This window comes from Mucilaginibacter sp. P4_D1 (assembly GCF_056401935.1).
Genome location: NZ_JBFUIJ010000012.1, coordinates 148,069 through 169,345 on the forward strand (window position 1 = coordinate 148,069; position 21,277 = coordinate 169,345).

Genomic DNA, 21,277 nt, shown 5'->3' on the forward strand with positions numbered 1-21,277 from the left:
AAAGAAGTATTAAAATTGTGAGCTAGGTTTAACCGATATACATATTCAAAAACAGGTGATATAGACGGATCGATTTGCCAAATCTGACTATTGTGCTGTAACCCACCTTGAGATCAGATTTACCAATCTCAGCTTCCAGGTCAGTCATAGCGTTGCTGTTTTGAAATACTACCTCAGCGACATGCTTTTTATAGGCGTTCCATGTTTTAAGAAATTGCCTGGCATAGGACAAAATAACGATAAAGCTTTCTTCATTTCCCGACGTGTCGTAGCGTGTCAAAAGTTTGTCTATATGGTCTTTAATGGTGCTGTCTTTGCTGCCGCAGGAACTGATCTTGACCGTTTCTATAATGGTTTTGACATTGCCATTGTTGGCAAGATCCCTGATGGTGATATCAAGTTCGCCGCTTTGTATTTTGCCTTTATTTCTACCGCCGGACCTTCCGCTTCTGGATTGGTCAGCGATGTAATATTTTTGTGCGCGGAGCAAATCACATATGTAGTCATTCCATTGATCTTCGCTCAATGCTAAATGCTTGCGTGATTGGATAGTAATCAGCGTGTTCTGTAGGTCTTTGCATATATTTTCCTTTACAGGGGCCGAATAGGACAAATGGATTAGCTCTTTCCAGGTATCCAGCTGATATTGGATTTTCTTAAAAAAATCCGTAGTGGCAAGCGCATTGTACGCTATTGAGTTCCCGTCAAGCCTTAGTTCGGTTATCAGCTGCAGACTGTGCTCATATTTTTCCAGGAGACCTGTGACCGCAGGATTAAAGACTTCCTCGGTGTATTGTTCGGCTAATATTTTGCCTAATTCTTTTTCATACAGCCGCTTCATATCCTGATCGTGCCGGTTAGTAAAGCCCCTTTCTTTTTGCAAAGCCTTTATTCGCGCCAACTGTTCTGTTAGCTTTTTAAGAAAAAGATCACGTTTTTGGGCAAGTGTTGGATCACCCCCAAGTTCATGATATAGCTTTTCAATATACTTTTCATTTATCTCCCTGCTCATGGAGTTGACTTTCGCCATCATGCTGGAATGATGCCCTTCAAATAACTCATCCTCAAGCTCGCCCTCATACTGTATCGCTGAATTGTTGATGGGATGAAAAAGAATTTGCAGCTCGGTAATAAGGTATACTAAGTGTTTTTTTGTTGCCTCGATGATAAAAACGTTAGGATTATCCCAATCATCATTCTCAGTATGTTGAAGCTTCTTTTTTAGCAGGAATGCGTCCCTCGCTATTTTCTTTGCAAGCTGGATGTTCCGCGTGGCGTAAAAACTGATTGCCTGCTGATCGCTCGCATTCTCGAATTGTTTTGTGATTGCCCTTTTGATACTTTCAAATTCCAGTGTTATAATAGTCAGGAACAGTTCGGACTTAGCATCGGGCGGAGGCGGAATGTCGATATTGATCAAGTCTTCCTCGGCTTCGTTGGGGATTTCTTTTATGGTTAGTCGCGGCGTTTCTCCCTCCTGATCTAAGATTAGTTCCACTTCATCCCCATCCTTGAGCCCAAATGCAAACTTTGGGAAATGCTGGAGCAGATTATCCGGAAAGTCCTTAGCTACGGTTATTTCAGTAGAGAAGATTTCCCTCTCCAAGTTTTTCAACCCTTCTTCATTATCGTACACTTTCAGATGCGGCCTCAGATCACCGTTAATGATCCTATTGAATAGCTTGAACTCATTCATTTTGTTGTCACGGGCAGCCCGTAGTTAATGGTTTGACTTTAAATTTACTAAACTATTTAATAAATAGGTAAGTCACCTTAAAGACGTTTTTCAAAGGAGACAGAACGAAGGTCAAAATTGATAACTGCTTGCACTTTGTTGGTGTTGTCTCCAACAAATTTCGCCATGCACACGGCTTTAGCTTCTGACTAAACGCTGTCTTAATCAATTAACTTTGGCTTGTTGAAGACAACTCCAACAAGGTCAGAACGGCCAAATTCTTTAAATCCCAAATCTTGTAACTCGAATATGTAGGTAGTGGTGTCGTTTAATTAGATCATCATAAGTTAACAACCTTACGTTCGCCTTTGGCATTGCCATGAATGCGTTTAAACCAGAAAGGTTTTGCAATTTGTCTTCATCAGTTCCCATTAATAAAGAATATTGAAAATCTAAATTTTTTATTGATGCGTCATGTTGAAGCGATTTTGATTGTATTTCTTCCAAATTAGCGGGGTCAGAAAAATAATCAAAATACTTTGTGCCTATTTGATGAAAATACTTTTGAGCAGGTTTAAGCATGGTGAGAGTTTGTTTGGAGAAAAAGCGCTGGTTTGGCAGCTTGACCTCGAAAAGCTCATTCAAGTTCATAGAATATTGATGTGCGATATTGAAAAAATCAACTTCTTCATATTTCCTGGAATTGTTGTGGTAATAGTGCTGTTCGTAAATTGATTTATGAAAATGCTCAGACTTTAAAAGGTGGTGATAAGTCTGAAGGAATACGTGAATTTGTTTCTCATTTCGTAAAGATGGGTTCTGATTATACGTTTTCAACAACTTAATTAAAGCATCGGCAGTAGATTCAACAATTTGCAGACCGTTACCAACCCATAAATAGTCCAGTGGCTTTTTGTTTTCAAAGAACACTTCCGACAACACTTTTAACTTATAGGCTCTCGCATTAAATATGCGCAAATTCATTTTTGTAAAACCCGAACTGCTATCTAAATCCAAGTCATCAATGTCCGATTTTAATCTGTCTAACCATCTGTCCATTCCTTTCGCTAAGGGGTTATTAGTAATTCCTATTCTTTTATTATTTTCCGGTTTATAAACCAATCCATCAAATACATTTTCAATCAGTTCATCCACGTGTTCATAATGCTGGCGCTCATACCCAAGCATGTTGTTCATCAGAAATAGTGGCAATGAGGAAAGTCTGAAATTTCTGTCCGAGTAGGTAAAGGATGAATCCCTTAACCACTGCGCCAGTTCTGTATAGCTTTGAGAAAAAGTATCGCTGGTAAAATCGGCTATGATAAAATCAATATGTTTTTGATTCTCTATCAATTCCGTTTCAATGACCGTTTTAGCATCGGCAACAGAATACTTGATAATCACATCGGTTTCGTGCTCTATGTACTCACCTATATACATTTTAAGATATTGCTCGACATCAATAGTTGCTTCTGAAATGAGAATAAACTTCATATCGATTTAATCCCCCTCATAGAAGTTACCCATAGATCCCAACACCTTTTGAAATATATCTCGCCCAATATTTTTTTAAAGTTTAGTACAGGATATAAATTTAGGGAAAGCCTATTACACTTCGCTATATTTTGCTAATAAACCTTCAAGACAAATAAATAAAAGTAACCTGATTAAGAATCGCAAATCATAAGTTCATGCCGAAATTTGTTGGTGACAACACCAACAAATTTGGGCATGAACACGGCTTTAGCTTCTCACTAAAAGCTTTGTTAATCATTAACTTTGGCTTGTTGGAGACAGCTCCAATAAGGACAGAAAATAACTTTTAATACATCAAAAAACTGTTGTATTATTTTAGATTTTTACTTAGGCAATAAAGCCACCTTAAAATTTAAAAAATGAATATAAATACTGTTGTCGTAAGCGAGGTTAACAAAGATGAGTTTCAAAAAAAATTGAGCATGGCACTATTTGGGGTAAATCCTGAAAATCTAATTGATGTTAAATTTTCTACCCATGGTTTAGTTGGAATGCCATATGTTTACTCGGCAATTGTCATTTCTAAAATCATGTAAACAAAAATGCCCGGTGGTGAGCCGGGCATTTTTGTTTTATTCCTGTTCCAATCAATTCTTCCCAAAGCTGGAGCACGTGTGCCCCGTATGCAAATCACAATCTCATTGTATAGCCCTAACCCCACAACTTCCCCGAATTCGCGTTAGGGATAAAAGCGGATACCGGCCTCGCGCCTAATGCCTTGTGCGCGTATGAGCGGTTAGCCCGGCCCGCTTCTACCAGCGGGAACGCCCGGGTTAGATAGGAGATATTAGACTTAAAACAACAGGTGAAAGGTAAAAGGTTAAAGGCGAAAGGTAAAAATTCTCTGCTATCCGATTCTCCGGGTTCGAACCATTATGCCTATATTCTGCGACTATTGAATGACAAGGTTTTGATCGGCAATGTTAAACGAACACAATAAAACTATTGGGCAAAGGCGGTAATAATCCTGTAGCCGGAGAAACGGGCATTGTGGTTAGAAGTCCGAGGCCTTCGAACAACGCGGGGGGCTTTCGACTCAAAACTCAAAACTCAAAACAACCAACCATATGAAATTATATAAATTGATACTGTTTTTGTTGAGCTTAAATGTTGTGGTATACGCACAGCAGCGTGTTAAACCTGTACCTGTTGAAACGGGGGTATCGTACAGGTTGGCGCAGTACAGGCATTCGGTAATCAGTAATGTGGAGTATGACCTGTCGTTTTTGGTTCCGTTAAAACGGGCTGAGGATATTACCGGTGTGGCGCATATCGCATTTGATTTAAAAAATGCCGGCCAGCCGCTGCAAATAGATTTTAAGCAGGATGCGCAGCACATTAAAAATGTGCGGTTGGCCCGGGGGCGGGTAATCCCTTTTGAGGTGAAGGACGAACATATCGTTATAGCCACTAAATATTTAAAGACCGGGCATAATGCTATCACGATTGATTTTGTGGCCGGTAATGGATCATTAAACCGTAATGATGATTATTTGTATGCCTTATTTGTGCCCGACCGCGCCCGTACTGTTTTCCCCTGTTTTGATCAGCCAGATTTGAAAGCTACTTTTAAATTAAGCCTGAGGGTGCCAAAGGAATGGAAGGCATTGGCCAATGGCAGCATAAAGGATGTAACTGATGAGGGCGACTTTAAACGTTATGTTTTTAATACCAGCGATAAATTGCCCACCTACCTGTTCTCTTTCACCGCGGGCGCGTATGCTGATGTAAGGCAGATGATAGGCGGGCGCAGTGCCGAATTTTTGCACAGGGAAACAGATTCAACCCAGATCAGGTTAAGTGTCGATTCTATTTTTAAAGCCCACCGGGATGCCATTAGCTTTTTAGAGAGCTGGACGGGCATACCTTACCCTTTTCAGAAAGTGGGCTTTGTGGCCATACCCGATTTCCAGTTCGGCGGCATGGAGCACCCGGGCGAGGTGCAGTACAAGGCCTCGGGCTTGTTTTTGGATGAGGGGGCTACTAAAGATCAGTTCATCGCCCGGTCTAACGTAATCTCGCACGAGACGGCGCATATGTGGTTTGGCGATATGGTGACCATGGAGTGGTTTAACGATGTGTGGATGAAGGAGGTGTTTGCCAACTTTATGGCCGATAAGGTGACCGAAAAACTAATGGGCGCCGAAACCTTTAACCTGAAATTTTTGCAGGATCATTACCCGGCAGCTTACGGAATTGACCGTACCATGGGCGCCAATCCAATTAGGCAGCAGCTGGATAATTTGCAGGATGCGGGTTCGCTTTACGGCAATATTATTTACCACAAAGCCCCCATTATGATGCGCCAGCTGGAAAGCCTGATGGGGAAGGCCAACTTTCAGCAAGGCATCCGCGAGTACCTGAAAAAATATGCTTACGGCAACGCCACCTGGCCCCAGCTGATTGCTATCCTGAGCAAATACAGTACCGCCAACCTGTACACCTGGAACAAGGTTTGGGTAAGCCAGCCCGGCCGGCCGGTGTTTGATTATAAAGTGAGTTATAACGATGGTAAAATAGGCGCTTTTAACATTAGCCAGCATCCTGAAGTTGGCCCGCCACGCATATGGCCGCAGGTATTTAATATTACGTTGGTGTATCCGGGTTACAGTAAAACCATCCCGGTGAATATGAACGCGCGGCAAATTGTACTAAAGGCAGCTGCGGGGTTGGCGAAGCCCCAATTTATCTTATTTAATGCAGACGGTATGGGTTATGGATTGTTCCCGGCGGATAAGGCAATGACAGCCAGTCTGTTTGATTTAGACAGCCCGCTGCAACGGGCTTCGGCTTACATTAACGGGTACGAGAATATGCTGGCCGGGCGTGCTTTTAAACCGGCTGAACTATTAAAGCTTTACCTGCACGGCATCGGCATCGAAAAAAATGAAATGAACCTGCGCCTGCTTACCGGCTATATTACCAGCATATTCTGGACCTTCACTTTACCAAAAGACCGGCTGATTTTAAGCACGGAGCTGGAGCACACCCTATGGCAGGCCATGGAACAGCAAACAGCATCGAATAACAAGAAAATACTGTTTGGCGCTTACCAAAACACCAGCTTAAGTGCCGAAGCTAAAAGTCGTATTTACCAGGTATGGCTAACCCAAAAACCACCCACGGGCGTTAAACTGGCCGAAGATGACTATACCGGTATGGCCCTTTCCATAGCCCTGAAAAGTGATACGATTACATCGGTACTAAAGCAGCAACAAGCCCGGATCAACAACCCCGAACGCAAAAACAGGCTGGCTTTCCTGGCGCCTGCCCTCTCGCTGAATGTGCAGGAACGCGATGCCTTTTTTAACAGCCTTGCCGACCGAAAAAACAGGGCAAAAGAAGCCTGGGTTACCACGGGTTTAAGCTATTTAAATCACCCGTTAAGGCAAAGCACATCCATCAAATACCTGCCCAAAAGCCTGGAACTTGTTGAAGAGATCCAGCGTACCGGCGATGTGTTTTTCCCGCAATCGTGGCTGAGCGCGGTATTTGGAAGTTATCAGACTAAGGAGGCTTACCAGATTGTGCACGATTTCCTGCTGCAGCATCCTGGCTATAACCCTAAGTTGAAGGATAAAATACTACAGGCTACTGATAATTTGTATAGGGCGCAGGGGATATTGGGGCATTGATTTTAAATGAGGTTTTAGGACTGTGCGATTCTCCGACTTTGGGGTGACTACACCTGATAAGGTTATGGTGGGATTAATAATACAGTTGTTAAAAACTACAGGCATAATGGTTCGAGTCAGATGCTTGGAACAGCAGTGGGAGTAGTATTCAGCTTTCTTTAATACATCCTCTATTTTTGTAGTTTTGCCATTGAACCATAATTCTTCATACGATGCTTATTAATCAATCTGTAATAGCCGACATACAGGCCATTATCCATGATGCTAAAGACAAGGCAAGGCTATCAGATTGGTTGATCATGAGCGTACTTTAATGTATTGGCAAATAGGACAACGCATTTTTGAAGAAGAACAACAAGGGAAAGACCGGGCAGATTATGGCAATTACCTCACTAAATTTATTGCTGATTAATTAGAGCCGGAATACGGTAGTGGGTTCTCGAAAAGACAGATAGAATTATTTCGCCAGTTTTATCGCACATTTCCAATTGCGAACGCACTGCGTTCGCAATTGGGCTGGACGCATTATAAAATATTATTACGTATTGATAGTACTGACAAAAGAGACTTTTACATAGCAGAAGCAATAAAAAACAACTGGACAACCCGTCAGTTAGAACGACAAATCCACAGTAGTTTATGGGAACGTCTCTTAATGAGCAACGACAGGGAAAGTGTATTGGCTGTAGCCCGAAGCGAAAAACAGCCTTCTGATGCGAAAGAAATAATCAAGGACCCAATGTATCTTGAGTTTTTAGGATTGCACCGGGAAGCATCCTATTACGAAAAAGATCTGGAGCAAGGGATCATTACACATTTGCACGATTTCTTATTAGAAATGGGCAACGGTTTTGCATTTGTTGCAAGGCAAAAGAGACTGCATATTGAAGGTGATGAATTTTTTATAGACCTTGTTTTTTATAATCGTCTCCTGCAATGCTTTGTAATTATAGAGATAAAGACCACAAAATTTAGCCATCAGGATATTGGCCAATTACAGATGTACGTAAATTACTATGACAGATTCGAAAAGAAAGATTTTGAAAATCCAACCATCGGTATTTTACTATGTGCAGAAAAAAACAATGCCGTTGTAAAAATCTCCCTCCCGGAAGATAATAAAACCATCTTTGCAAGTGAATACAGATTATATCTGCCTACAGAACAACAATTAATAGAAGAAGTTAAAAAGGAAATAGAAAAGAGAGGGTAATTATTGTCTTATCCTAAATTTACTGGTTCATGATTCACGAACCAGTAAATTTATGTTCCCGCGGGGTCTCTCGAAGAGGACCCAGCGGTTATACAAAGCCAGTCGCAGTCCCAAGCCGCGTTATGCGAGAATGATTAGGTACCTCAGGGTCTCTCGGAGAGGCCCCTGAGGGGACATAAATTTAATCAACATAAAAGAGCTCCACCACTCAAACCCGCGTTTAATTTTTTTGCTGCGACAGAAAAGTAACGAGGGAGGCAAACTCGTCATAGGAAAGCGCATTGGCAAGGCCGGTTGGCATCATGGATGTTTTTAGCTCTTTGCGGCTCAGTATGTCGGCGGTGTTAATAGTAAAAACATCGCCGGTAATATTCCTCATCACTATTTTGCGGGCCGATTCTTCGGTAATAAAGCCCATATAGCTCTTGTTGCCTTTCGCCGATATCATTACGGTGGCAAAGCCTTGTGAAATGGATGCGTTGGGTTTAAGAACAGATTCTGCAATTTGCTGCCGGGTCATGATCGAGCCTATCTGCCCCATAAACGGGCCTTTCTGTTTTTCGGCCCTGGTTAAACTGTGGCAGGCTATACAGCCCTGGCGGGCAAAAAGAACTTTTCCCTTAAATGGGTCGCCCTTTATTTTCGCAAGCATCAACATTATATCTTCAATAGATGATTTTCCTATCTGGCCTTTCTTGTTAGCAATTTTTGCCAGGTCTATCTTCACTTCTTTGGTGGTTTCGGTTTTTTCTTCGCCGCCAAAGGCTGCAATGCCCATTTGATGGCGGGCATTTAAATCGGCAAAAAACTGTTTTCCTTTCGGGGTTGATTTTGTCCATTCGGTCTTTAAAAATCCGGCAATCCGGGCCGAACCATCCCAGGTAACGCCCTTGTAAATTGGCCCGTGCGAATCGGGCCTTGTGCCCCACCACCATGAAGCATCATAGTCAGCTTCTTTTTTGTACAGGCGCGACAGGGTTACCAGTATTTGCTTTTTTGTTTTTTCGTCCTTAACAGTTGAGTACGATGCTATTAAACCATCAACCGCTTTGGTATCATACATATATCTTAAAGCCCATAATGCCAGGGTTGAATGTGCCGTGCCGATAGCTTTAACGCAATCATTAACAGCGTTTAAGCTAACAAGGGCCCTTACCGCCAAATGTGCCGGGATAATTGCCGAATTGGGTTTGGCATGCGGGCCTTCCGCATTTTTGCCCGGTGCTACAAAGCTGGCGGGTACAGGTGTTGCCAATAAAGGCTGCGCCGCCGCCTGGCTGCCAATACGGCCCAGGCCCACAATAGCCGCCGCCTTCACACGGTCGGAAGGATCTTTCAGTCCGGCTAAAAATGGATCCAACGGTACGCTTTGTATGCCTTGCTTTCTGTCGGCCAGCGCCCTTAAAGCGAATTCTTTTAATTTGCTGTCCTGCGTTAGTTGCACCAATGCCGGTACGCCTTTTTCGCCAGTTGCCTGGGCATAAGTAAATACACCGGCTACGCGGGCATACAGTGGCAAGGTAGCATCAGTTGCAACGGCCAGCGATAGCCTGCCAGCTTCTTCGGCCGGGCGGGTAATCAATTCCTGTGATGCGTTTAGCCTGGTAACCGCGCTTGCCGATTTCAGGTAGTTAGCCAATTCGGTAGCAGAAGCAGCCTTAAGGTCGGGGAATGCTTTATAGCTCCAGTTACGTGGTACCGCCCGCACCACGTAGCCTTTGGCAGGGTCGCCGGAATAGCCTGCGCCATCCCAAGCCGAAAGGTAAAGTCGGCCGGAGCCATCTACGTCAAGGTCGGTAATTTGCGGTAACGCTATAAATTCTTCTTCTTTTTGTTGAAAACTGGCGCCATCGGCGGTTACCCTGTTGATATACAGTTCGCTTCGACCCCAGTCGGCGGTCATGGGTACGTGGTTGTATTTTTCTGGCCAGGTAGGTTCGTCCATAAACAACGATCCCGTGCCCGATCCTCCGCCCAAATCAACCAGGGCCGGTAAAATCTCGTCGGTAAAGTGCTGGAACAATACCGGGTATCCATACTCGGCCGATTGGATGTGGTGCGAAAAACGGATGTTCCAGCCGCCACCATCATTGGTATTATCCCTTGTAAAAATATTCATGTAAGCATCAATGGCCACATCATAAATGTTGCGGGTACCATGTGTATAAATTTCCATCTCGGTTCCGTTTGGCCTCACCCGTACAATGCCGCCGCCCAGCATGGTCAGCTTTTTGCCGCTTCTGTCGGTAGCGTCATGAAAGCCGAAATCGCCTACGGCAATATAAATCCAGCCATCAATACCCATCCGTATACCGTTTGTCGCGTGGTCAGTACCCCGCTCGGCCAGCATGTGCGCATTGCTGATATGTTCAATAAGCGGCTTCGCTGGTCCATCGGCAATACCGTCCCTGTTTTTATCTTCAAAAACTTCCAGGTTCATGCCGGTAGCTTTGCCGGTTTCTTTTGAAAACACGGTATGCATTACAAAAACCTGGTCGCCCATTACCAGGATCCCCCGCGGATCATCTACTTCGGCAAATTCGGTATGCTTATCCAGCTTGCCATCATTGTCGCTATCCACCAGCCTTAAAATTTTTCCTTTGCCGGGCGTTTTACCTAACGAGCCTATCATATCCACGCCAACAAATACCTCGCCTGTTGGCGCTGCGGCAATACAGGCCGGGCTCGGTGTAAGTTCCGGCCCTGCAAATGTGCTCACCGTTAAATCGGCAGGCCATTTCAATGTATCCGGGTGCGGGTTAGTGTTTCCGTTTTTTTGATGTTGTAATGCTGGCTTACGCCCACCGGGTTCGGGATTAAACATGGCGCCGGCTAAGTAGCTGAGCATACCTAAAAAGATAATGACGAAAATAAGGTTGAAGGAAACTTTAAGCATAGGTGTGTAAATTGGTTTTGAATAAGCAGGTTAATCAAAAGATAAATCTATGTGTTTAGTTGAAGTATAGGTGCAATTATTTTCAAATTATTTTACGGAGATCAGCTAAACCCAATAACTGGGCAAAACTTATGGTTGTAAAACACTCCCGGCACGAGGTGAAAAATTCTGATTTTAAACAATGCTTAAAAAAAATCAAATTCTTTTGGGGGGTAGGGCATGTTCAATGCATCCTGCATATATAAACCATGAGAAAGTTTAATTTCAGGAAAAAACAAGTCTCTGCTAAAGACCAATCTTTGCAGGAAGAAATCGTAAATCAGTATTTTGACGAATTGGATTTGGGTACCCTGCCCGAAGCAAACCATCATGGTGTTGAGTTTAACAGCGATAAGGTATACAACCGTATTGCCGCTCAAATTGATAGCGGCGGCAAAATCAAAACCCTAACCAGGCAATGGTTGGTTGCTGCATCGTTGCTTGCCGGCTTGTGTTTGTCGGCATATTTGTACCGTAATGATATCCTCAACTATGTTTCGCCTATAGCCACCAAACAAATTACGGCGGCCAATGGCAAAATTGTAAATATAACCCTTGCCGATGGCACTAAAATATGGCTTAACGGCGGTAGTAAACTTACCTATCCGGATAAATTCCGGGGCGACCGCCGCGAGATTACTTTAACAGGCGAAGCTTTTTTAGATGTAGCGCACGATGATCATCAATCATTCATTATTCATACCGGCGCTGTACGCACGCAGGTGTTGGGTACAAGTTTCAATATAAAAGCCTATCCCGAAGATCATTTTGTGAAGGTAGATGTATTGAGCGGTAAGGTAGGTGTAATAGCGGCGGCTAACAATGCCAAAAAATCGCAAACTGTTTTCTTGACCCCAGCCCAGGAAGTAATATTTAATAAGGATAATAACCAGGCCGTTAAAACCGAAATGGTTGATGTGGATGTATTGGTAAGGTGGAAGAGCGGCGACCTGGTATTTAAACGTATGCCGCTCCCAGAGGTAATAAATACGATTGAGCATCGCTTCAATGTTAAAGTTGATGTAGATATCAACCTTGTGAGATGTTCAATAACAGCCGACCTGACCAATAAATCGTTGGAAACCGTAATGAAGGTTTTATCAAAAATTGTAAAAGGCAAGGCTATCCAGGATAAGGGGCGCTACCGCCTTAAAGGCAAAGGCTGTTAACCAATAAAATAAACCAATTCATTTAAAATATAACCAATTATTAGCTAACCTAAATAGAAGAGCATGACAACATAAATACATACAAAAAACCCTGATCAAAGGGATTTGAACAGGGTTACTAAAATGCAGCGTATTAATAAGTGCAACGTTTCGAGGTCCAATTCAGAACAAAGCACTCAATTTCAAACACTTTAATTATCTCAAATCTATGAATATATCTCTATTTTCAAATGGAGTAGTTCGTTATGTATTAATATTAATGAAATTTACCTCGCTCGCCTGCTTTGTTGTTTGCTTCATGTGCCTTTCGGCGGTAGCAAATGATTCATTTGGCCAACGCTTTTTGGAGATTTCGGTTACGCTGAAGCTCAAAAACGCAAGGCTTTCTGATGCGCTCGATAAAATATCGGCCGATAAACATATTAAATTTGCTTACGCGGATAATGTGCTGAAGCCGGATTTCAGGGTAACGTTGAATGCCAAAAATGAAAGCATCAAAACCGTGCTCAATGAGGTGTTAACTCCATTTAACCTTAGCTATAAAATTATTGATGACGTAATTGTCATTGATGAAAAAGCCGAGGTAGAAAGCAGCACAGGCGGCATACAGCAGGCCCCGCCGGTCCCCATTAAAATTACTGGTAAAGTAACCGACGAAACGGGCCTGCCATTTCCGGGCGTAGGCATCAAAATAAAAGGAACTACAACCGGCACCATAACTGGCGTAGATGGTACTTTTACCCTGCCTAACGTGGGCAGCGATGATATACTGGTATTTAGCTTTATTGGTTACGCGCCAAAGGAAGTGCCGGTAAATAATCAAACTACTGTTAACGTGCAGCTATCGCCGGAACGAACTTCGCTAAATGAAGTAGTTGTGATTGGCTATGGCACACAAAAACGGGCTAATATTATTGGCGCGGTCGATCAGATCTCGTCAAAGGCCATTGAAGGCAAACCGTCTGTAAATTTAACGCAGGCATTGCAAGGCACATCGCCAAATCTTATTATCCAGCAAACCAACTCCGAGCCGGGTGCTTATCAAAACATTAACATTCGTGGTGTAAGTACTTTAGGAGATAACAGCCCATTGGTGGTTATAGATGGTATTACCGGCGGCGACATTAACCTGCTTAATCCGCAGGATATTGAAAGCGTTTCTGTTTTGAAAGACGCCGGCAGCGCCGCCATATACGGTTCGCGATCAGCAAATGGCGTAATATTGGTTACCACCAAAAAAGGAAAGAAAAACTCCAACACCCAGCTTACTTATAACGGGCAGGGCGGTGTACAGGAACCACATGTGGGTTATAAACCTGTTCATAGTTACGAAAATGCCATCCTTAGAAACGAGGCTGTGGTAAATGCAGGTTTACAACCAATTTACAGCCCGCAGGACATCCGCAATTTTCAGCAGGCAGGTGATCAGCAATGGTTTTTGGATGCCATTTTAAAAAATGCGGTGTTGCAAAACCATAACCTGGCGCTAACCGGTGGTAATTCAACGTCATCATACCTGGTATCGGCCGGAGTGACAGATCAGCGGAGCAACCTTGTTGGACCTAACTATGGTTTGCGCCGCTATAATTACCGCATGAACCTAAGTACCGAATACGGTAAATTAAAGCTGACCAGTATCCTGGCTTATTCCCGCACCGAAATTAAGGAGCACTCCTATAGCACATCAACCCTTATAGTTGATGCCGGCAGAACGCCAACTTATTACAAGATTAAAGACGACCAGGGCCGGTATTTAACTAATGATGTGTTAACTGAATTTAACCCGCTGGGGATTTTAGAAGCAGGCGGTTACCGCAAACGCGACAACGACAACATCTTCGGTAATTTAAACGCGGAGCTGGCTATAACCAAAGACTTTAAGTTGAAAGGTGTTTTTGGCGGAACACTTCTATCAAACCACATGTTTGGCAGGGTGATAGAAGTTGATTATTTCCCGAAAGGAACATACGGTGCTGACAGGAATACAAATGATGAGAACAACAAGAACCTGTTTTTAAATACACAGGTAATTGCTCAGTATACCAAAACATTTAATAAATCGCATAACGTAGATGTATTGGTAGGTGTGGCCAACGAGTCGACAACTAACCAGGGCAACAGCCTATACCTGAAATATACCGACCCTGAGTTGGGTACGCCGACAACGGGTACTATAATTGACCCTGCATCGTCAAACACCAATAACAACACCGCGGAAACAAGCTTGAACTCAGCTTTTGGAAGAGCAAGTTATAATTATCAGAATAAGATATATGGTGAGTTTGATTTCAGGATAGATGCGTCATCAAAGTTTAATACAAAAAACCGCAACGCTTTCTTTCCATCGGGATCGGTAGGTTACCGCGTTACCGAAGAGGATTTTATGCAAAGCTACCGCGATAACTATGGCGATTTAAAGTTGCGTGCATCATACGGTATTTTGGGTAATCAAAACGTTGGCGACTACCAGTACCAGCGTACTTACGGCCCATTCCAGAATGCGTACGGCTTTAATAATGCCGGCGTTGGCGGCGCAGCCATATCATTTGCCAATCCGGATATTCGCTGGGAGCGTGCTGCCACATTTAATGCGGGTATAGATGCAGGTTTTTTCAAAAACACCCTCACCATATCTGCCGATTATTTTAATAAAGTAACAAAGGATATTTTGTTGCCGCCAATAGTGCCGGGCGTGTTTGGCGCCGGGTTGCCTGATTATAACGCAGGTAAAGTTCAAAACAGGGGATGGGAATTAACAGTTAATTACCGCCTGTCAGGCAAAAACTTTAACCATTCGTTTTCATTTAACGTAGCCGATACTAAAAACAAGGTATTATCCCTTGAAGGCGGCGACCAGATTAAAGCCTACGATGAATTACAGGTTATTAACAAAGTTGGCCTGCCAATTGGCTCATACGTTGGATTAAAACGCGATGGCTATTTTCAAAACCTTAACGATATTGTTAACGGGCCAAAACCGGCCGGTTTAACTGTGTCGCCGGGCGATAACCGTTATGTGGATGTTAATAAGGACGGCGTAATTGATGATAACGACAGGTTTGTTTTAGGCAATGGTTTCCCGCGTTTAACATTTGGCTTTACCTATAACGTAACTTACAAGGGCTTTGACTTCAACCTGTTTATGCAGGGCGTAGGCAAACGCAGCATGTTTGTGCGTGGCGAACAGGTTGAGCCCTTCCATTTCAACTATTCGCAGGTTATTTACCAGCATCAATTAGATTTCTGGACTCCCGAAAACCCCGATGCCCGTTATCCGCGCCTTGCAGCTGCCGGCAGTCAATCAAATACCAACAATTTCAGGCGCGGATCTGATATGTACATTTTCGATGGTTCATACCTGCGTGTTAAAAATGTAACCCTGGGTTATTCATTACCACAAAGCGTGGCCAAGGCCATAGGCACGCATAAAGTAAGGGCTTACGTTTCGGGCCAAAACATCCTCACCTTTTCGGGCATGAAATTCCTTGACCCTGAGTCGACAGAATTTAACGGTAATGTACAGGCAGGCGGTGCTAATAGCGGCAGGGCCTACCCAACGCCGATATATTATGGGTTTGGTATTGATGTAATATTATAATTTATTATACATGAAGAAATTAACGACATATAGAACCGCGTTTTTTATAGCCCTGTTAACCGTTATGGTTTCAGCCTGTAAAAAGCTCGATCTGGCACCGGTAAATAAGTTTACCGATATCAACTTCTGGACAACTACCGAAAAAGCGAACAGCGTATTAAATACCGCGTATTCACAGATGTTTCGCTCAGATTATTTCTTTTACAATGAAGGCGCATCCGACAATGCGTACAATGGTCGCGGTGATGCCAATGGAGTGGCATCACTTGCAGCCGGCACTTATGATGCCTCGCTTGGGCGTATTAAAGAGGAGTGGGGATATCATTATTCAGGTATCAAAACCTGTAATATATTTTTGGAGAATGTTGATAGGGTAGCCTCTATGGATGCCACCCTTAAAGCCCGTATGAAGGCCGAGGCAAAATTTATCCGTGCCTATCATTATTTTCAGCTGGCTACCTGGTTTGGCGATGTTCCGTTGTTTGATAAGGATATTTCGATAGCCGATGCCAAAACCATTGCCCGTACACCAAAAGCGCAGGTAATTGATTTTGTACTGAAAGAGTTGGACGATGCAGCAGCTGCATTACCGGTAAACACAGCTTATGCTGCTGCAGACAGGGGCCGTATCACCAAGGGCGCTGCCATTGCACTAAAAGCAAGAGTGTATCTTTATGACAGCCGCTGGCAGGATGTGGCTACAACCTGCGAAAAATTGATTAACGATAACAGCAATGGTACTTATAGCTTGTTTTCATCTTACGAAGGCGTGTTTTTACCCCAAAACGAGTACAACAGCGAAGTAATACTCGATCTGGAATTTGTGCCGCTTATTAAAACATACAGCCAATTTTTTGATTTTGCCCCACTTGCAGTTGGTGCCCGCCTGAATGCCCTTGCCCCAACACAGGAACTTGTTGACAGTTACCTGATGGCCAACGGTAAAAAGATCAGCGATGCAGGATCGGGCTACGACGAGAACAACCCCTATGTAAACCGCGATCCGCGGATGACCAATACAGTGGTTTATAATTTATACAAATGGAAAAAACCAGATGGCAGTACCCAAACCATTTATACTAAACCCGGATCTGATCCTGGTACAGATAAATTGGATGAATATACACCCGGTAAAGTAAGTTCGCCAACAGGTTATTACATCCGCAAATATTACGACCCTACATCTGCCGTAAATTTTCAGTCGGGTTTAAACCTTATTCTTATTCGTTATGCTGATGTATTACTCATGTATGCCGAAGCTAAAAATGAATTGGGCCAGTTGGATGGCGGCGTATGGGACAAAACCATCAAGGCCTTAAGAAGCCGCGCCGGTTTTACCGATCCTGCCGCGCTTACTTTCAGTGGTGCTCCCCAGGCCGATCTGCGTAGCATTGTTCGAAACGAGCGTCGTACCGAGTTGGCTATGGAAGGACTGCGTATTTTTGATATCCGCCGGTGGAGAACTGCCGAAGTGGTATTGAATGGCTGGTCGCATGGTGCCAAATTCGGACCGGCATCGGTAGATAACGGATACATCAGGGCCGATTTGCGAAGTTTTGATAAAAGCAAAGCCTATTTATGGCCGGTTCCGAGGGACGAGCGTGCTGTCGATCCAAATCTTACACAAAATCCAGGTTGGTAGTTCAATAATTATTTATAAAGAAATTATAATCAATTAAGATCATGAAAAAAATTACTTTCTGCCTGATGGCAGGCATATTGGCACTTATTATTGTTTCGGGATGTAAAAAAGATAAAACCTTACAGCATACCCAGGTATCGGCAGTAAAAAACTTTTTCGCCCCGGTCGACAACAAATTCATAAAACTTGAACCGGCTTCCGGCTCGGCTTCATTTGAGTGGGAACAGGCGCAGGCCGAAGATAATGGCCTGGTGGTGTACGAAGTTGCTTTTGATAAAACAACCGGCGATTTTTCAAAACCGGTTTATACCCTGCCCTCTGATGGTAACGGCTTGTACAATAAGTTGACCATCTCTTTTAAAGACCTGAACAAAATTGCCGACCTGGCAGGCATCCAACCACAGGAAACCGGCAAATTAAAATGGACAGTAATGTCGTCAAAAGGGATCAACGTACAAAAAAGCAGCTTATCACGTACCATTGAGGTACAGCGTGCTGCCGGATTCAGCGAAATTCCTGCCGATTTGTACATTACCGGAACGGCCACCGAAGGCGGCGATGACCTGAGCAAGGCTGTACATTTAAAACAAACTTCAACCGGTGTTTTTGAAGCTTACACATCACTAAAAGCTGGCGCTTTCCATTTTGCCGAACGTAATACCGGCACACCTGCAGCTTATTCAATAGATGGTGTTAAGTTGCTGAAAGATGGTAGTACTACCGTGGCCGGCGCCACAAAAGTTGAGAAAATTGTAGTTGATTTTACAACTGCTTCTGCGTCTATGACCGAAGTTGTATCGGTAGGTTTATGGTTTGCTGCCGATAATAAAATCTGGTTTAACCTGCCTTACGTTGGTGGTAGCAGCTGGGAAATTGATAATGCATCTATCGTTTTCCACCAGGAGTCATGGGGCAGGGATGAGCGTTATAAGTTTATGTTTACGCTGAAGGATGCCGCTGGTACAACATCTACACAGTACTATGGCAGCACTAATTCGGATAATAACCCGGCCACTACAACAACGGCAGCGTCTTATTTCTACATGGTGCCGGTAAACAACTCCCAGTATGATTACTGCTTTAAATTTGATCACCGTGCCGATAATGGTAAAGCGGATATCAAAATTATCTGGAGCGCAGACGTAGCTGCGTATACCCATGTTGTTACCGTTAAGTAATAAATAAACTTATCAATTTTGTGCCGGCAATATTTGCCGGTACAGAATTTAAAACATAATTTATGAAGATTATACCTCAACATATACAGAAATGGGCATTGGTATCACTAATACCGTTGGTGCTTACATCGTGCTTAAAAGACAAGGCTTTTCCGCTTTATCCCAACAATAAAACCGCAACGGTTGATTACAAATACGCCGCCACTGCCGATTCGTTACAGGAAAAAACTTACAGTACATATCTATCCGCAAACGGTAATTATTTTGTGCAGGATAATGCAGGTAATACCAATTATAACTATTGGCCCCAGGCACATACGCTGGATATTTTTACCGATGCATTTTTGCGCACCAAAAATGACGTTTATAAGCAACGAATGAAATCGTTGTTAAATGGTACCCGGGTTACCAACGGTAATAAATATCAAAACGAATATTATGACGATATGGAATGGCTGGCCCTGGCAAGCCTGCGCGCCTATGCAGCAACTAATGAAAATGATTACCTTGACGCCGCAAACACACTTTGGACCGATATTAAAACAGGCCAAAATAATAACCAGGGCGGTGGCATAGCCTGGCGCAAATCGCAGCTGGATTATAAAAATACACCCGCCAATGCGCCGGCTATTATATTTGCCTGCCGCTTGTATGCTTTAAAAAAGAACGACGCTGATCTTACATTGGCCAAAAGCCTTTACACCTGGCTGAGCGCTACCCTGGTTGATCCTTCGAGCGGGATAATTTGGGATGGCGTTAACGGAAATCACGACGGGCAGATCAGCAAAAATAAATTCACCTATAACCAGGGTGTTTATATGGGTGCCGCGCTTGAATTGTACCACGTTACCAAAAATGCCGATTACCTGGCCGACGCCGTTAGAAATGCCAATGCAACTATTAACGATACGGATATATCGCCCGGCGGTTTACTGAAATCTGAGGGACAAGGTGATGGCGGGTTGTTTAAAGGGATTTTGGTTAGGTACCTTACCCTGCTGATACAGGAGCCCGCTGTAAGTTCCACAGATCGTGATGCGTTTGTTAAGTTTTTGAAATATAATGCGCAAACTTTATACACCAAAGGTATAAGCCGACCGGCACTTTTTGTAAGCCCCGACTGGAAAACGCTGCCATCAGGCAATACCGATTTAACCACGCAGTTAAGTGGGGTAATGATGGTAGAAGCTGCGGCAGCCTTAAAAGCCGATGGTAAATTATAATTTTTAACTATCTTCCGGCATTAAAGCCGGAAGATAGTTTCTATGCCCCTGCATAAACCTATGAAAAACATAATATCAACCATTTACCTGTGCCTGGCAATAGTTTTGAATACTACCGCCCAAACTACCGCCAGTTATAAAGAACGTATTGCCATCATTAATAAAAATATCTATGATAGGTTTTATGATGCAAAGTCAGATCTGTACTTCGAGACCGATGACAGTGCGGCCAACAAAGGTAACCACTCTTTTTTGTGGCCGTTATGCGCTATGGTGCAGGCTGCAAATGAAATGGAGGCCGGCAATCCTTCAAAAAATTACATAGCTCCGGTTATGAAAGCTATTCAACAGTATTATTCTGCCAAACCGCCTGTGCCGGGTTACCAGGCCATGGTAGCCAGGGAAAAAGTTGATTCGCGTTTTTACGATGATAACGAATGGATTGCCATTGCACTGATGGATGCTTACGCCCGTAACCACAAAAAAGAGTACCTGGAAACTTCCCAATTGATTTACCGTTTCCTGTTGTCGGGCCATGACATGGTTGGCGGCGGTGGCTTTTATTGGGTGGAGGGCGATAAGAAAGGGAAAAATACCTGTTCTAATGGGCCGGCCATATTGGTGGCCTTGCAGTTATACCAGGCCGCTCATCAAAAAGACTATTTGGATACCGCAATAGTTACCTACAATTGGGCAAAAGAACATTTGTTATCGCCCAACGGTGTTTATTATGATGCCATCAGGGTACCATCGATGAAAGTTGATTCGGCTTATTATACTTACAATGCAGGGACCATGCTGCAATCGGGCGTGCTGTTGTACAATATCACCCATGACAAAAAGTATCTCAATGATGCTCAAAACATAGCCAAAGCCGCCGAAAAGCATTTTTACAGAAACGGCCGCTTACCCGGTAACTACTGGTTTAACGCCGTATTGCTTAGGGGATACATTGAACTGTATAAAGTTGATAACAACAAAGCTCAGCTACAGTTCATGATAGACGATGCCAACCGCACCTGGGCCTCAGAAAAGGATGATCAAAATCTTTTAGGTCCCAAAAAGGTAAAATCGTTGATTGACCAGGCGGCCATGCTCGAGATTTATTCGCGGTTGGATAATCTGAAGTTATAGTTGCGGCCAACTATGTTCAACACATGTTCATTTTTATTAAAAAAATGGACATGTGTTTGTTTTGTGTCCACTTCATGGTCACGATTTTTTGCTGTCTTTTAATTCCCTAACTTCCTGCTGCAGGATAGCCACTTCGCCCTCAAGAACTTTAAGGCGGATTTCGTTAACCCTGTTTTGAGTTTCCTGGGTTGACCGGACATCCCGTATATCCCCCTTTAATTGAAAGTAAGTTGTCATCACCGAAACAACAATACTTATAGTGCTGATGATAGTAACGGTGATATTTTTGAGGGTGATCCCCCTTATTTCACGTTGATCGAGTGTTGCCATAACTGGTTG

General features: G+C 43.4%; 13 protein-coding genes and 1 pseudogene. 10 read left to right on the plus strand and 4 right to left on the minus strand.

Features of this window, described 5'->3' with window-relative positions; all coding sequences use genetic code 11:
* Nucleotides 1–28: 28 nt before the first annotated feature.
* Nucleotides 29–1,696 (minus strand): hypothetical protein, encoded by a 1,668-nt coding sequence (locus tag AC1DV1_RS13470; RefSeq protein WP_477359953.1) that lies wholly within the window; start codon nucleotides 1,694–1,696, stop codon nucleotides 29–31.
* A gap of 261 nt (nucleotides 1,697–1,957) precedes the next feature.
* The gene (locus AC1DV1_RS13475; RefSeq protein ID WP_477359955.1) at nucleotides 1,958–3,169 is read right to left on the minus strand and encodes a hypothetical protein; all 1,212 of its coding nucleotides are present in this window, start codon (nucleotides 3,167–3,169) and stop codon (nucleotides 1,958–1,960) included.
* Nucleotides 3,170–3,570: 401 nt separating this feature from the next.
* On the opposite strand from AC1DV1_RS13475, the gene AC1DV1_RS13480 reads away from it, so the two are divergent.
* The 4 genes and pseudogenes from AC1DV1_RS13480 (at nucleotide 3,571) to AC1DV1_RS13495 (ending at nucleotide 8,059) form a co-directional block, all read left to right on the plus strand.
* Nucleotides 3,571–3,747 carry a hypothetical protein gene (locus AC1DV1_RS13480; RefSeq protein WP_477359957.1) on the plus strand — a complete coding sequence of 59 codons (177 nt, stop codon included), beginning with the start codon at nucleotides 3,571–3,573 and terminating at the stop codon, nucleotides 3,745–3,747.
* 531 nt (nucleotides 3,748–4,278) lie between these two features.
* Nucleotides 4,279–6,846, plus strand: a complete 2,568-nt coding sequence (locus AC1DV1_RS13485) for a M1 family aminopeptidase (RefSeq protein ID WP_477359959.1) — start codon at nucleotides 4,279–4,281, stop codon at nucleotides 6,844–6,846.
* 313 nt (nucleotides 6,847–7,159) lie between these two features.
* Nucleotides 7,160–7,435, plus strand: a pseudogene (locus AC1DV1_RS13490) (DUF1016 N-terminal domain-containing protein); the annotation flags it as partial.
* A gap of 150 nt (nucleotides 7,436–7,585) precedes the next feature.
* A complete protein-coding gene (locus tag AC1DV1_RS13495; protein ID WP_477359995.1) occupies nucleotides 7,586–8,059 on the plus strand; it encodes a PDDEXK nuclease domain-containing protein in 474 nt (157 codons plus the stop codon).
* Between the two features lie 220 nt (nucleotides 8,060–8,279).
* Here the strand turns inward: AC1DV1_RS13495 and AC1DV1_RS13500 are convergent, their stop codons facing one another.
* Nucleotides 8,280–10,955 (minus strand): DUF7133 domain-containing protein, encoded by a 2,676-nt coding sequence (locus AC1DV1_RS13500; protein WP_477359961.1) that lies wholly within the window; start codon nucleotides 10,953–10,955, stop codon nucleotides 8,280–8,282.
* 248 nt (nucleotides 10,956–11,203) lie between these two features.
* Here AC1DV1_RS13500 and AC1DV1_RS13505 point away from each other — a divergent pair, with 248 nt between their 5' ends.
* The 6 genes from AC1DV1_RS13505 to AC1DV1_RS13530 all read left to right on the plus strand — a co-directional run bounded on the left by AC1DV1_RS13505 (nucleotide 11,204) and on the right by AC1DV1_RS13530 (nucleotide 20,938).
* Nucleotides 11,204–12,163: a FecR family protein gene (locus tag AC1DV1_RS13505; protein ID WP_477359963.1), complete on the plus strand. Its 960-nt coding sequence runs from the start codon at nucleotides 11,204–11,206 to the stop codon at nucleotides 12,161–12,163.
* 208 nt (nucleotides 12,164–12,371) lie between these two features.
* On the plus strand, nucleotides 12,372–15,761 hold the full coding sequence (locus AC1DV1_RS13510; protein WP_477359965.1) for a TonB-dependent receptor: 3,390 nt from the start codon (nucleotides 12,372–12,374) through the stop codon (nucleotides 15,759–15,761).
* 10 nt (nucleotides 15,762–15,771) lie between these two features.
* The gene (locus AC1DV1_RS13515) at nucleotides 15,772–17,403 is read left to right on the plus strand and encodes a RagB/SusD family nutrient uptake outer membrane protein (protein WP_477359967.1); all 1,632 of its coding nucleotides are present in this window, start codon (nucleotides 15,772–15,774) and stop codon (nucleotides 17,401–17,403) included.
* A gap of 41 nt (nucleotides 17,404–17,444) precedes the next feature.
* Nucleotides 17,445–18,581, plus strand: a complete 1,137-nt coding sequence (locus AC1DV1_RS13520; RefSeq protein ID WP_477359969.1) for a SusE domain-containing protein — start codon at nucleotides 17,445–17,447, stop codon at nucleotides 18,579–18,581.
* Between the two features lie 62 nt (nucleotides 18,582–18,643).
* Nucleotides 18,644–19,804, plus strand: coding sequence for a glycoside hydrolase family 76 protein (locus tag AC1DV1_RS13525; RefSeq protein WP_477359971.1), 1,161 nt, complete (start codon nucleotides 18,644–18,646; stop codon nucleotides 19,802–19,804).
* A gap of 60 nt (nucleotides 19,805–19,864) precedes the next feature.
* The gene (locus AC1DV1_RS13530) at nucleotides 19,865–20,938 is read left to right on the plus strand and encodes a glycoside hydrolase family 76 protein (protein ID WP_477359973.1); all 1,074 of its coding nucleotides are present in this window, start codon (nucleotides 19,865–19,867) and stop codon (nucleotides 20,936–20,938) included.
* A 78-nt stretch (nucleotides 20,939–21,016) separates the two neighbouring features.
* On the opposite strand, the gene AC1DV1_RS13535 is transcribed toward AC1DV1_RS13530, so the two are convergent.
* Nucleotides 21,017–21,268: a hypothetical protein gene (locus tag AC1DV1_RS13535; RefSeq protein WP_477359975.1), complete on the minus strand. Its 252-nt coding sequence runs from the start codon at nucleotides 21,266–21,268 to the stop codon at nucleotides 21,017–21,019.
* Between the last annotated feature and the right edge of the window lie 9 nt (nucleotides 21,269–21,277).